The sequence below is a fragment of the Kribbella sp. CA-253562 genome, assembly GCF_050942265.1.
Taxonomy (GTDB): Bacteria; Actinomycetota; Actinomycetes; order Propionibacteriales; family Kribbellaceae; genus Kribbella.
This window is the reverse complement of record NZ_CP192049.1, coordinates 4,447,214-4,460,206: the sequence shown is the minus strand read 5'-3', so window position 1 is coordinate 4,460,206 and position 12,993 is coordinate 4,447,214. Positions and strand designations below refer to the sequence as shown.

Here is a 12,993-nt window from a genome sequence, read left to right as displayed (position 1 = left end):
GGCCTACCATCGGCAGAACATGACGACTTCACCGACACCAGCCGCCGTGCTGGGCCAGGCCGGCGGGCTGCTGAAGGCGCTGCACACGACGTTCGTCGTCCTCGTGCTCGCCTCCGCGGTCCGCTACCTAACCGGTCACGGGTTCGGCGACCAGGCCCCGTGGATGATCGCGGGCGCCCTGACGCTGCTGGCGACGTACGCCGCGTGGGCGGTGCTACCCGGCCCGCTGTGGCTCGCGTTGCTGGTCGTGGTGTGGTTCGGACTGGTGCTGCTCGCGCCTTCGTTCGCGTGGTGCGCGGTGCCGCTGTCGTTCGTGGCGCTGCGGGTGCTGACGTTCCGGCCGGCCTGCGCTGTGGTCGCCGGCATGGTGGTCGTCGTGGTGGTGCAGTGGACCCGGATGGCGGAGCGGCTCGATCCGACGATCGTGCTGGGGCCGGCGTGCATCGCCGTACTGGCTGTTGGCGCGTACCGGGCGCTGGAGCGGGATGCGGTGGCGCGGCAACTGCTGTTGGACGACCTGCACGCGACGCAGGGTGACCTGGCCGACGCTCAGCACCAGGCGGGTGTGCTGTCCGAGCGGGCGCGGCTGTCGCGGGAGATTCACGACAGCGTCGCCCAGGGCCTGTCGAGCATCAATCTGCTGCTGCAGGCGGCCGAACGAGAGTGGGACGACCGCCCGGCCGCGGCCCGCGAGCATGCGGCCCAGGCCGCGGCGACTGCCCGGGACGGGTTGGACGAGGTGCGCAGAGTGGTTCGGGACCTGGCCCCGGCCGAGTTGGCTTCTGCTGGCCGACCTGCACTGCCGGGCGCGCTTCGGGAGACATGTGAACGGCTTGCCGGGGTGAGCGGCGTCGACATCCGCGTTCAGGTGCATGGGACACCGGTGTCGCTCGGCCCTGAGGTGGACACGGCTCTGCTGCGTACGGCCCGTGGCGCCCTGGCCAACGTGCTCGAGCACTCCGCCGCCACCACGGCCGTTGTCACGCTGACCTATCAGCCGGACGCCGTCGTACTGGATGTCCGCGACGACGGCCATGGCTTGGCCGCGAACCACCGGCAGGCCGACCCGGATCGCGGGCGCGGACTGGCCGGCATCCGTGAGCGACTGAGCCACCTCGGCGGCACCCTGGTCCTGGAGAGCGAACCAGGCGAGGGTACGGCGCTCGCGGCGTCGATCCCGCTGAAGCCGGCGGCCGGGGAACCGTCGTGATCAGGGTCGCGCTGGTCGACGATCACCCCGTCGTGCGGGCCGGAATGCGTGCTCTGCTCGAGGGGCAGGACGATCTGTCCGTCGTGGGGGAGGCCTCCGACGCGCACAGCGCCATGCAGCTCGTCGCCGCACTCCGGCCGGACGTCGTACTGATGGATCTCAATCTGGGGGCCGGGCCGGGCGGCGCCGAAGCGACCGCGCGCTTGCGGGCGCTCCCGCAAGCGCCGCAGATCCTGGTCTTGACGACGTACGACACCGAGGCGGACATCAGCAGTGCGATCGACGCCGGCGCGTCGGGCTACCTGCTGAAGGACGCGCCACCCGAGGACCTGTTCCGGGCGATCCGCGGCACCGCTCGCGGGGAGACGATCCTGGCCCCCGCGGTGGCGGCCCGGCTGATGCGCCGTTCGGGTCCGTTGCTCACCGAGCGGGAGGTCGAGATCCTCGGCCTGCTCGCGACCGGCGGGTCGAACCGCGAGATCGCCCGCAGCCTGTTCGTCAGCGAGGCGACGGTGAAATCACATCTCTCGCACATCTACACCAAGCTCGAGGTCGACACCCGGGCCGCCGCGGTGGCGCGGGCGATCGAGCAACGCGTCATCCGTCCGCCGAGCTGACAGCCCTTGGCCGTGTGCTCGCGCCTGGCAGCTACGCGCCGCGGAGCACCCGGTCGCCGAGGTCCGAGCGGCGGTAGAGGACCGAGCGGCCGTGCCGGGCCGAGATGAGCAGGCCGGACGCGCGCAATGCGCGTAGGTGCTGGTTGACCGCGGTCGGCGTGACGTCGAGGCGGACGGCGAGTTCGGTCGACGACGTCGGCGTCTCGAGCAACCTCAGCAGCTGCGCGCGGACCCGGCCGATCAGGCCGACCAGGGCCGTCGGGGGCGTCGTCGTCTCGGTCTCCCACAACGTTCCGAGACCGCGCGCGGGATACATGATGTGCGGCGGCTCGTCGGGGGAGATCGGCACCGATCCGCGCCGGCAGAAGAGCGATGGTGTGAGCGTGAGGCCGCGACCGGCCGCCGAGGCGCGGTAGGAGTAGTCGCTGCGCAGACGGACCAGGAGGACGGTGCCGTCGAGGCGAACATGCGGATCGACGTCCGAGAACATCGCCGCGAGACCGGCCTGCGCCATCACGCGCCCGCGATGGACGACATCCGCCTCGAGCACTGTCCGCATCCGCGCCCAGTACGGCTCGAAACAGGCCTCCCAGTAGTCCCGCAGGACGGCCAGCACGCGGTCGAGCACCCGGTCCGGCCGGCCCCGGAGTGTCGGCGGAAGCCCGGCCGGATGGATCTCCGCCAGATCAGCGCGGACGGCGTCCGCCGGTGTCGCCGTGACCGCGGCCAACTCGTCGTCGATCCGGCCGAGCGGTGTGAACGGCCGCGGGGTGAGGAAATCCGGCGTCCACAGCGCGTCGTTCGTCAACGCACGCAGCAGGTCCAGGTCGAGCCCCGCGCGCGCCGAAGCCGTGGCCCGCAGCCAGGGCAGCTGCAGCGGGAATCGCCCCGGGTCGCGCAGGGTGCGCAGGGACAGGACGAGCTCGTTCAGCGGCGAGATCGCGAACCGCACCTCGCCGAGATCGTTGTCCCCGAGCTCGTACTCGATCATGAAGCAAAACGCTACATCGTTGGTCGCGGAGTACCGCCGGATGCCACAACTGTCGGGTGCCTGAACTCTTCCGCGATCCGCTCGAGCGCGCGCTCGCCTCCGCCGTCGCCGCGATGTCGCTGTCCCGCGGCATGTTCTTCGCCGTCAGCGCCCTCTACTTCACCCGCGGAGTCGGCCTGTCCGCCGCGGTCGTCGGCATCGGTCTCACCGTCGCCGGAGGTGTCGGCGTCCTCGCGTCGTACGCCGGCGGGCGACTCAGCGACCGCTGCGGCGCCGACCGGCTCCAGCAATGGGCACTCGCCGCGAACGGAGCCGCGCTGCTGGGCTACGCCTTCGCCGGAAACCTCGTCAGCTTCGTCCTGGTCGCGGCCTGCGTCTCCGCCACCCGCGGCCTGCAGAGCACCGCCCAGATGACGCTGCTCGCCCGCTGGTACGTCGGCCCCGAGCGAGTCGCCGTCCGCGCCCGGCTGCGCGTCGTGATGAACGTCCTCATCGGCGTCGGCACCCTGCTGGCGGGCCTGGCCCTGATGGTCGACACCACCACGGCGTACCGCCTGACGGTCGTACTGGTCGGCGCGATCACCATCCTCGGCACCATCCCCTTGATCGGCCTACGCCGCCGAGTCACCGGCCTGGCCGCCCGAATGGACGCCGCCGCCAGCCCCGCAGCGTCACGCGGCCCCTCCCCACTACGAGACCGCACGTACGTCACGTCAACAATTCTCAACGCCGTACTGGCAATCCACTTCGGCCTCACAACGGTCGGCATCCCACTCTGGGTCGCCGACCACACCGAAGCCCCGACGATCGTCGTCTCCGCACTCCTGCTGGTGAACACCGCCTACGTGGCCCTCTTCCAGGTCCGAGCCTCCCGCGGCACCCAAGACCTCCGCACCGCCGGCCGCTCAGTACGTCGAGCAGGCCTGCTCCTGTTCACCGCCTGCCTCCTCTTCGCCACCGCCGGCCACCTAACCGTCGCGGCCGCCATCGCAGTCCTCTTCCTAGCCGCCCTAGCCTCCTCCGCAGCCGAGACCCAAGCCGAAGCAGGCGGCTGGGGCATGGCCTTCGAACTGGCCGACCCCACCCGCGCCGGCGCATACCAAGGCCTCAGCCAAACCGGCAACGCCCTGGCCCTGATGCTCGCCCCCGCCGTGGTCACCACCACCGCCATCGACCACGGCACGCCGGGGTGGATCGCCCTGGGCGTGCTCTTCGCAGCCACCGGCGCAGCAACCGCCGCCGTGGCAAACCGAGCAGCCGCCCGCAGAGACGAATGCGCCGCACCGGTTGGCCCCACTCCAACCTGACCGCAGCCGAGCGAAGCGAAGGCGACCCAGCCCCAGCGGCCGAGCGAAGCGAAGGCGAACCCGACAGACAACGCCAGCCCCAGCAGCCGAGCGAAGCGAAGGCGAACCCCGAGAGCGGCGGCCGCCCCCAGCAGCCGAGCGAAGCGAAGGCGAACCCAACCGCGGCGCCCAGCCACAGCGGCCGAGCGAAGCGAAGGCCCAAGGGGGTGCGGGTGGCGAAGCCCCCGCTAGCGCCAAGCGCAGCGCAGGCGCACAAAACGACGAAAGCGACCCGGTCCGCGCTCTCCGCGGACACGAGTCGCCCATCGCTTTCGTGGGCGATACTGGGTTCGAACCAGTGACCTCTTCGGTGTGAACGAAGCGCGCTACCACTGCGCCAATCGCCCGTTCGGGGTGTTGCTCGTGTTGCTCGGGAGAAACCATAGCGCATGGAACGGCGACGTACGAAACCGGCCGGGCTACTCTTGCTGCAGGACGGAGACCCCGTCGCGTTGGAGACGTGATTGTGACTTTCTCGCACGACACCGAGCACGCGCTCGGCACGCTGGTCCGGCTGGTCAATACGCTGCCCGGGCCGAACAGCCAGGTCGACACGATGGTCTCGCTCGAGGATCTGGAGAAGTTCGTCCACGAGCGGGAGTTCAGCGCGGTCGGGACGCTGACCGAGACGGATCTGCAGGAGGTCCGGGATCTGCGGCCGTTGTTCTCGCCGGTGTTCACGACGAGTTCGGACGCGGAGGCGGCGGCGATGATCAACGCGATCGTCGCGCGCGGTACGACGACGCCGCGGCTGACGAACCACGACGGTCATCCGTGGCACATCCACTATTCGCGGGACGGCGCGTCGCTGACCTGCCGGATCACGGTCGAGTGCGGGATCGCGCTCGCTCAGGTGATCTCGGCGGGCGAGCGGGAGCGGCTGCGGCGCTGCGAGGCGCCGGACTGTGACGACGCGTTGATCGATCTGTCCCGCAACCGGTCGAAGCGCTACTGCGACGCCCGGACCTGTGGCAACCGCCTGCACGTGGCGGCGTACCGGGAGCGCCGCAAGGCGTCGGGGGAGTAGCAGGCCCCCGTACGACGTACGCGTTGGCCGCGCCGGTGTTCGCACCGGCGCGGCTTGTCGTTGTGCCTGCGAGGTGCTGCGCCGGGATGCCGGCCTGGCGCCGTCGGCCGATCCCTCCCCATTTCGACGGTGAACCGTCGCGTGTGGGGGTTCTGCCGGCTCATGCGGCCATAGAACCCACCACTGACAGGGTTAACCGTCGAAATGGAGAGGGCGGGGCGGCGGGAGGCACGAGCCGGCGGGAGCAAGTGGGCGGGGAGCGGGGTGGGGTGGCGGGGTGGTGACGGCGCCGTTTGGTGAGTTCACCCCGGAATGGATCAGGGGTCGATGTCCTCGGCGGAGCGTTCGGCGAAGACCTTTGCGACGGCGGCGGTGACTTCGCCGGGGGTGGCGAGGTCGCGGTCGTCGGCGCGGTGGATGGCTTGCACGTCGCGGGTGGTCGAGGTGAGGAAGATCTCGTCGGCCTCGGCGAGCTTCGCCAGCGGGACGTCGCGCTCGACGGCGCCGAACCAGGCGATCACCAGGCCGCGGGTGACGCCGGCCAGCGCGCCCGACTCCAGGGTCGGGGTGACCAGCTCGCCGTCGTACACGCAGAAGATGTTCGAACCGGTGCCTTCGCACAGGTTGCCGACGGTGTTGGCGAAGATCGCCTCGCTGGCGCCGCGTTCCTTGGCGTAGGCCAGTGCCCGGACGTTCTCGGCGTACGACGTGGTCTTGAGGCCGGCGACGGCGCTGCGTTCGTTGCGGACCCAGGGCACGGTGACGATCGCGGAGCTCGGGGGCGGTGGCTTGATCGCCTGCGACGCGACGATCAGCGTCGGGCCGGTCGTGCCCCGGTCCGAGGACAACGGCGAGACGCCGCCGGTGTAGGTGATCCGCAGCCGGCCGAACGCGATGTCCGGGTCGGCCTTGACCACCGTCGCGATCGCGTCCTCGACCTCGGCGACGTCCGGGGCCGGCAGGCCGAGTCCGGTGGCCGAGCGGACCAGCCGCTGCAGATGCTTGGTCACCGCGAACGGCCGCCCGTTCACCAGCTTCAGCGTCTCGAACACTCCGTCACCAGTGGTCAGCCCGTGATCCAGCGCCGACAACCCCGCCGCGGCCGGGTCCGGCAGTACGGCCCCGTTGAGCCAGACGATCATTCCTGCTCCTTCCAACGGCCCACACAGTAGTCCGTGCGCCGCCGTTTCGTCTTACACCGTTGGGATTCCGGCCCCTCAGGCGTGATCGCGGCATGAACACAGGGTGACGAAGGGGTACCCCGATTTTTGTGTTCGCGCCCGGATGGGCTAATGTTCTTCTCGCGCCGGGGGAACAACACACCGGGCGCAACGCGGACGTAGCTCAGTTGGTAGAGCGCAACCTTGCCAAGGTTGAGGTCGCCGGTTCGAACCCGGTCGTCCGCTCGGAGAGGGTTCGGCAGGCCAGCTTTCTCACCTGGTGGAGTGGCCGAGAGGCGAGGCAACGGCCTGCAAAGCCGTGTACACGGGTTCGAATCCCGTCTCCACCTCTGATCAACCCCTGCACAACAACTTCACACTGGACGATTGGCGCAGCGGTAGCGCGCTTCCCTGACACGGAAGAGGTCACTGGTTCGATCCCAGTATCGTCCACGAAAGCGATGGGCGACTCGTGTCCGCGGAGAGCGTGGACCGGGTCGCTTTCGTCATTTGTGCGCCTGCGCTTCGCTTGGCGCGTTGTGGGGGCTTCGCCACCCACACCCCCCTCCGGCGGGGGTTGGCGTTCGCTGTTGGGGGCGTGGATGGGGACGGCAAGGTGTCGGTGGCTAGTGGTGGGGGCAGATCGTGGACGCGGAGGAAGCTAGGCGGGCGACTGCTGCGGCGGTGTCGATCGCTTCGTCGCTCGGGTTGCCGGTCGACGATGCGGTGGTGCTGAACAACTCGAACAAGCTCATTGTGCGGCTGAAGCCGGGTGACGTGGTGGCTCGGGTGGCGCCGGGGGATCAGCAGGTCGCGGCGTTCGAGGTCGAGCTTGCTCGGGAGCTTGCCGTGGCGGGGAGTCCGGTGGCGGGTCTCGCGCCTGGGGTGGAACCGCGGGCTTACGAGCGGGACGGGTTCGTGGTGACGTTGTGGACGTACTACGAACCGGTGACGGCTTCCGAGGTCTCACCGCGCGAGTACGCCGAGGCCCTCGGGCGGTTGCATGCGGGGATGCGTGCGGTTGAGGTTCCGGCGCCGCATTTCCTGGAGCGGGTCGAGGATGCTCAGCGGTTGCTGGCCGATCGGGTGCTCACGCCGGAGCTGGGCGAGCAGGAGCGGGAGTTGCTGAGCGACACGTTGCGGCGGTTGAGCCGAGCTGTGGTGGATCGCGGTCCTGCTGAGCAGCTACTGCACGGGGAGCCGCATCCGGGCAATGTGCTGAGCACCGAGAAGGGGTTGCTGTTCATCGACTTCGAGACCTGTTGCCGGGGGCCGGTCGAGTTCGACCTTGCGCATGCCCCGGACGAGGTCGCGGTGCACTATCCGGGGGTCGATCAGGAGCTGCTGCGGGACTGCCGGACTCTGATGCTGGCGATGATCATCACGTGGCGCTGGGACCGCGACGACCAGTTCCCGAACGGCCGCCGGGTGGGCGCGGAGTGGCTGGACCAGCTGCGGGTGGCGCTCGCCGGCCACTGACCGGGGTTTGCCGGTTGCGGGAAGTGAGCAAGATGGCGGCGTTCGGTAATCGGTGGTGGTTGCGATCTCCTGGGGGCACGAGTGCCGGGCGCTGTGGACGGGTTCGAGGGTTTCGAGGCGCTGGTCGAGCTGGTGCGCCTGCGCTACCGGCGGCTGCGGCGGCGGTTGGGGCGGGAGGACACGCCGCCGATCCTGGCCTGTGTGCAGCCGAGTCTGCACGACCGGCCGGGATTGCTGGCCGGGATCGCGGAGCACCTGCGGCCGGCGGATCGGCGCAAGAAGCCGGTGCCGTACACGTACGTCGATCTCGGCACGGATCGCAGCGTGCGGCCGGGAGCCGATCACGACCTGGCGCCGATCGACGTCGACGACGTGGTGGAGCTGCGCAAGATCCTGTCCGCGATGACCGGTCAGCTGGGCACCGGCAACGGCGGCAAGTACAAGTTCCGGCGGTTCTTCCTGGTCAACTGGTTGCTGAAGATCGAGGTACCGCAGCCGGACGGCGGGCCGTCGGCGATCAGCGGGAAGATGTTCCGCCGGGCGCTGGCGACCGCGGGCGACGACGGGACCGAGACCGCCCGGTACGCGCTGGACAGCTTGCCGCGCGTCGTCGGTACGGCGGTGCTGCTGGTCGTCACGGCGTACCTGCGGGTGCTGCACAGCGGGCGAATCCCCGGGCCCGGCCGCGCGTACCGCTGGTTCCGCACCCAGGACTTCCTGCCGCGCGGTGACGACAGCTTCGCCGAGCTGGCCTACCGGATCACCGCCCACCAGTGGCAGTCGCAGGATCCGGCCCAGATCGCCCGGCTGCTGGTCGGCGCTTTCCTCCAGGATCTTCGCGAGGCGTATCCGCGGCGCGGCTGGTTCCGGCGCTACCGGACCACCTTTCCGATCGTGCTGCTGGACGGGATCACCCGCTCGAACGGCGGCTACGCGCTGATCCGGGCGGTCGCCGACGTCAGGAACGAGACCCGGACCTTCGACCCGTTGTTGCTGATGACAACGAGCCGGCTGGTCCCGCCGCTGGCCGAGCCGCCTGCCGAGGACTCGTCGCTGGAGAGTCAGAGCCCGGCGCAGCTGCTGCAGGGCTGGAACCAGCGCAGTGAGGCGTTGAGCCGCCGGCGCGAGATCGTCGCCTGGATCATCCCGATCACCGTGCACGACCGTGCGGCCGGCGAACCGCCAGGGCCTGCTGCCCGCTACCTGAGCCGGCCGCCGACGCCGTGGCGCCGTACCAGGGTCGCGCGCGGTGTCTCGGTCCTGGTGGCGCTGGCGGTGATCGGCGGCGGCTACACGGCGTACGGGATGGTCGACGACGAACGCCGCTGCGGCGACGGGTTCCAATGGCGCGACGGGACCAGCTGGATCGGCTCGGACCCGATCGCGGACTCGGTGTCGCGGATCGACGGGACTTGCGTCGGGGTCTCCGACGGGTCGAACAGCCTGCTGTTGCCGAGTTCGCAGTTCGACGACGTGCGCGGCTTGATCTTCGCGCAGAACGAGCAGGTCCGTCAGTTGCACGAGCAAGCGCCGCAACGTCCGCTGATGACCTTGGTGTTCATCGCGGCGGTCGCCGACCAGGTGGGGGTCGACAACGCTCTGGCGGCTCAGCGTGAGCAGCTCGCGGGCATGGCCGTCGTACAGGCTCGGCAGCTGGACAGGGATCGCTCCGGCGAGCCGCTGCTCCGGGTCCTGATCGCGAACGCCGGACCGCAGCTGGGGCACACCCGGTTCGTGGTCGATCGGTTGCGGGTGCTGATGAAGGACGATCCGAGCATCGTCGCGGCGACCGGTCTGCACGAGAGCCGCGAGTCGACGCAGGCGATGGTGAAGGAGCTCGCGGCGGCCGGCATCCCGTCGATCGCGGCGACACTGACCGCCGACACGATGGTGCGGACGTCCCGGTTGTACTTCCAGATCTCGCCGCAGAACCGGCGGGAGGCCGCGGTCGCCGCGGCGTACCTCGACCAGCTGATGAAGAAGGGGCGGGATCCGTTCGGGCATCGGCTGACCCGCCGGGTGCGGTTGTACAAATCGGCCGATCCGCAGGACACCTACAGCCAGAACCTCGCCGCCGACCTCGAGGAGAGCCTCGGGCGCCGCGGGGTCGCGGTGACGACGACGTCGATCCGGCCCGACGGCCGGGGCGCGGACGGGCTGGACGCCGAGCGCGCCGGCCGGGACGCCTGCGACGCGAAGGGCGAGGCGGTGCTGTACGCCGCCCGCGGGCTGACCGACTTCCAGGCCTTCCTGGACGGCATCACCGATCGATGCCCGAAGCAACCGCCGTACGTGCTGGCCGGGGACGACGTCACCAAGCACGTGGCCGAGCGCAAGGTCAGCGCGGCCAACCGCGCCGTGCCGTACCAGTACCTGTCGCTCGCGATCGCGCCCGAGCTGGGCGGTGCGGCGTCACCGGCGGCGGCGAACTTCTACCAGCGGCTGAAGGAGCTGTTCAACTACGAGAGCGATCCCGAGCGGTCCAGGACGCTGGACGGGCACGCGGCGCTGAGCTTCGACGCCGGGTACACGGCCGTGCTGGCGGTCCGGTTCCTGGCCGAGAACAACATCGCGGTGAGCAGCGCGACGCTGTGGCCGGCGCTGCTGTCGATCACCGACGCCGGCGGCCAGCAGCGGCGCTACGAGGGCGTGACCGGCACGATCGATTTCGGCGGCCGGATCGACCAGCGCGTGCCGGTGAACAAGCCGGTCTACATCGTCACCTTCCGGGACGGGAAGGCGACCGCCAAGGACAACCTGGTCTGCGGTGCTCCCGCCGACCGGGAGAGCGCGTTGACCAAACCCTGGTGCCCGGTCGATCAGTAATAGCGGCGCAGCTTCGGCCAGAGCACCGACCAGGGTTCGACCGGGCCGGTGCAGCGCAGCACGTAGGCGCCTTGCTCCTCGTTGTCGACGTCGTGACCGTTGTCGACGCGGGCCGCTTCTGTGCAGGTGCCGAAGTGGGCTTCGTACTGGGGTGAGCGTTGCTGGGTCACCACCACGACCGGTCCGTCGTGCTGGTCGGACGGCGGCGGCCAGTCGGCGTAGCTCATGTGACCCGAGTACGCCGTGGGCAGCTCGCGCCCGTACTTCGCGAGAGCGCCGGCCTCGCCGTAGTTGCCCGCGAAGACAACGGCGCGATCGCGCTCCTCGGCGGGGAGCTGCTGCCAGGCCCCGGTGACGGCCGCGGCGAGTTCGGGCCAGCCGATCTGTTCGCCCTGTTCGGCGTTGACGGGCAGCACCAGGTTGACGTCGGAGACGGGGAGCACGGGCAGTGTGAACGCGGCCGAGGTGATGGCGGTGAGAACAGCGCCCAGGGCCAGGACGGTACGGCGTACCGACTGGCGGCCGCGCTCCAGCCAGTCGATCGTCGGTTGGGCGCCGGCGGCAACCAGGACCAGGAGCAGGGGGAGCGCGTAGTACGACTTACCGCCGGCGGCGAGCACGATGACGCACAGGATCGGATAGGAGAGCGCGATCGCGCGCGACCAGCGCAGCGCGGGGGTTCGCCACAGGCGGCGGAAACCGGCGATCCAGATCGGGACCAGGAACGGGGACAGCTGCAGGATCTGCAGTGGCACGAACATGATCCGGTTCTCGGTGCCGTCGTCCTCGCTGATGCCACCGGCAACGGTGAGCTGGGGCCAGTCGTGGGTCGCCTGCCAGATCAGGTTCGGGGCGGCGACGAGGGCGGCGAGGGCGATGCCGGCCGGCAGGTACCAGGTCTTGAGGACGCTGCGCGGGCCGGTGATCAGCAGGGCGCTGAGCAAGGCCACGAGTGGGAGGACGACAAGGTACTTGTTCTCGAGCGCGATGCCGGTGGTGAGCCCGAGGGGGATCCACCAGCGGCCGTCGGTGGTCCGGAGCAGGCGAGTCGCGAGGAGAGCGATCACCATCCAGGCCAGCAGGTCGAACGTCGCGGTGGAGACCATGTGTCCGGTGGCGAGCACGAAGCCGGACAGCGCCGTACAGGCGGCTGCGAGGATCTGCGCACGGCGTTCGCCGGAGAACTCGCGGGCGATCAGCGCGACGACCACCACCGTGATCGCGGCGCTGAGGGCGGCGACGACGCGCATCCCCATCAGGGTGTCGCCGAAGACCGTGATCGACAGCCGGGTCAGTAGCGGAGTGAGCGGCGGCTGGTCGGTGTAGCCCCAGGCCAGGTGCTCGCCGGCGACGCGGAAGTACAGCTCGTCACGGTGGTAGCCGTACCGGCCGGACAGCGCGGTGAGCACCGCGGCGACCGCCAGCGCGATGAAGGTGACCGGCACGAGGGCGAACGCGGGGACCGACGGGCGTGACATGACGGAATGTTGTCAGTCGCGGAGGCCACCGACCAGACGTCACTCGCACAGAAGTTCGGGCGGGCGGCCTCGATCGAGCCGGATGACGCGACCGGCGAGGTCGTCGTCCGCGATCAGCCGTACGACGGAATCGGTCAGCGCCTCGAGGGGAACCAGCTCCGGCCCGCGATCGGCGGCCGGCAGGGCTTCGCGTTCGGTGACTCCACGCTCGGTCGCCACCCAGTCCGGTACGACGCAATTGACGCGAACGCGATGGCTTTCCCGCAGCGGTGCGAGCGTGGCGGTGAAGCGGATCAGGCCGGCCTTGGCCGCGCTGTACTCCGGCGAGCTGTGCGGCCCGAGTCCTGTGCCGGCGGTCGAGCCGACGTTGACGACCGCGCCGCCGCCGGCCTGCCGCATCGGTTCCAGCACGAGCTGCGTGGCGAGCATCGGTGCGCGCAGGTTGAGTTCGAGGGACGCCGTCCAGCGGTCGGCGTCGGCCTCGGGGAAACACGGTCTGAGGACCGCGCCGCCGCCCGCGTTGTTCACCAGGATGCTGGGCCGGCAGTCGGCGAGCAGGGTCGTCAGCGCCTGGTCGTCGCGCACGTCGACATGCTCGTAGCGGGCCGCGGCACCGATCGCGGCCGCGGCTTCACGGCCGGCTTCGTCGTCAACGTCAGCCAGTACGACGGACGCGCCCTCGGCCGCGAGACGGGTCGCGATCGCGCGACCGGTGCCGACGGCGGCGCCGGTGACGACCGCCCGGGTTCCGTGGATGTCCATCGGGATCACCTCCTCGGCTCACTGTGCCGGGAGGCACCGACAGATTCCGGGTTGGTATGTCCCGGTATGCCGGACGGGACTTGTCTGTGCTCCGGTG

General features: G+C 70.2%; 10 protein-coding genes and 4 tRNA genes. 9 read left to right on the top strand and 5 right to left on the bottom strand.

The genetic code is table 11. The features are described 5' to 3' along the window. The first annotated feature begins 19 nt into the window (after positions 1-19). On the top strand, positions 20-1,210 hold the full coding sequence (locus tag ACQPXM_RS21075; protein WP_432935585.1) for a sensor histidine kinase: 1,191 nt from the start codon (positions 20-22) through the stop codon (positions 1,208-1,210). 44 nt (positions 1,211-1,254) lie between these two features. After that, positions 1,255-1,827: a response regulator gene (locus ACQPXM_RS21070; RefSeq protein WP_432951064.1), complete on the top strand. Its 573-nt coding sequence runs from the start codon at positions 1,255-1,257 to the stop codon at positions 1,825-1,827. Positions 1,828-1,858: 31 nt separating this feature from the next. Here the strand turns inward: ACQPXM_RS21070 and ACQPXM_RS21065 are convergent, their stop codons facing one another. Beyond that, positions 1,859-2,818, bottom strand: coding sequence for a DUF5937 family protein (locus ACQPXM_RS21065; RefSeq protein ID WP_432935583.1), 960 nt, complete (start codon positions 2,816-2,818; stop codon positions 1,859-1,861). Positions 2,819-2,874: 56 nt separating this feature from the next. Between ACQPXM_RS21065 and ACQPXM_RS21060 the strand changes: the two genes are divergently transcribed. After that, the gene (locus tag ACQPXM_RS21060; protein WP_432935581.1) at positions 2,875-4,125 is read left to right on the top strand and encodes an MFS transporter; all 1,251 of its coding nucleotides are present in this window, start codon (positions 2,875-2,877) and stop codon (positions 4,123-4,125) included. 314 nt (positions 4,126-4,439) lie between these two features. On the opposite strand, the gene ACQPXM_RS21055 is transcribed toward ACQPXM_RS21060, so the two are convergent. Beyond that, positions 4,440-4,511: transfer RNA gene (locus ACQPXM_RS21055), tRNA-Val, on the bottom strand. 119 nt (positions 4,512-4,630) lie between these two features. Here ACQPXM_RS21055 and ACQPXM_RS21050 point away from each other — a divergent pair. Beyond that, a complete protein-coding gene (locus ACQPXM_RS21050; protein ID WP_077013904.1) occupies positions 4,631-5,191 on the top strand; it encodes a CGNR zinc finger domain-containing protein in 561 nt (186 codons plus the stop codon). Positions 5,192-5,508: 317 nt separating this feature from the next. On the opposite strand, the gene ACQPXM_RS21045 is transcribed toward ACQPXM_RS21050, so the two are convergent. Next, positions 5,509-6,333, bottom strand: coding sequence for an aminotransferase class IV (locus ACQPXM_RS21045; RefSeq protein WP_432935578.1), 825 nt, complete (start codon positions 6,331-6,333; stop codon positions 5,509-5,511). A gap of 191 nt (positions 6,334-6,524) precedes the next feature. Here ACQPXM_RS21045 and ACQPXM_RS21040 point away from each other — a divergent pair. The 5 genes from ACQPXM_RS21040 (at position 6,525) to ACQPXM_RS21020 (ending at position 10,656) form a co-directional block, all read left to right on the top strand. After that, a tRNA-Gly gene (locus tag ACQPXM_RS21040) sits at positions 6,525-6,597 on the top strand. Positions 6,598-6,630: 33 nt separating this feature from the next. Beyond that, a tRNA-Cys gene (locus tag ACQPXM_RS21035) sits at positions 6,631-6,701 on the top strand. A 31-nt stretch (positions 6,702-6,732) separates the two neighbouring features. Next, a tRNA-Val gene (locus tag ACQPXM_RS21030) sits at positions 6,733-6,804 on the top strand. A 231-nt stretch (positions 6,805-7,035) separates the two neighbouring features. Further along, positions 7,036-7,830, top strand: coding sequence for a phosphotransferase enzyme family protein (locus tag ACQPXM_RS21025; protein ID WP_432935576.1), 795 nt, complete (start codon positions 7,036-7,038; stop codon positions 7,828-7,830). An 81-nt stretch (positions 7,831-7,911) separates the two neighbouring features. Continuing rightward, a complete protein-coding gene (locus tag ACQPXM_RS21020; RefSeq protein WP_432935574.1) occupies positions 7,912-10,656 on the top strand; it encodes a hypothetical protein in 2,745 nt (914 codons plus the stop codon). Here ACQPXM_RS21020 and ACQPXM_RS21015 read toward each other — a convergent pair. Together ACQPXM_RS21015 and ACQPXM_RS21010 are read right to left on the bottom strand one after the other, a co-directional pair. Beyond that, positions 10,650-12,134, bottom strand: coding sequence for an ArnT family glycosyltransferase (locus ACQPXM_RS21015; RefSeq protein ID WP_432935572.1), 1,485 nt, complete (start codon positions 12,132-12,134; stop codon positions 10,650-10,652). The genes ACQPXM_RS21020 and ACQPXM_RS21015 overlap by 7 nt on opposite strands. A gap of 39 nt (positions 12,135-12,173) precedes the next feature. Beyond that, positions 12,174-12,896, bottom strand: coding sequence for an SDR family NAD(P)-dependent oxidoreductase (locus tag ACQPXM_RS21010; protein WP_432935570.1), 723 nt, complete (start codon positions 12,894-12,896; stop codon positions 12,174-12,176). Positions 12,897-12,993: the final 97 nt, after the last annotated feature.

Coding starts and splice junctions, on each gene's coding strand:
- ACQPXM_RS21075 (WP_432935585.1), top strand. CDS start 20: ATGACGACTTCACCGACACCAGCCGCCGTGCTGGGCCAGGCCGGCGGG.
- ACQPXM_RS21010 (WP_432935570.1), bottom strand. CDS start 12,896: ATGGACATCCACGGAACCCGGGCGGTCGTCACCGGCGCCGCCGTCGGC.
- ACQPXM_RS21070 (WP_432951064.1), top strand. CDS start 1,255: ATGCGTGCTCTGCTCGAGGGGCAGGACGATCTGTCCGTCGTGGGGGAG.
- ACQPXM_RS21015 (WP_432935572.1), bottom strand. CDS start 12,134: ATGTCACGCCCGTCGGTCCCCGCGTTCGCCCTCGTGCCGGTCACCTTC.
- ACQPXM_RS21045 (WP_432935578.1), bottom strand. CDS start 6,333: ATGATCGTCTGGCTCAACGGGGCCGTACTGCCGGACCCGGCCGCGGCG.
- ACQPXM_RS21065 (WP_432935583.1), bottom strand. CDS start 2,818: ATGATCGAGTACGAGCTCGGGGACAACGATCTCGGCGAGGTGCGGTTC.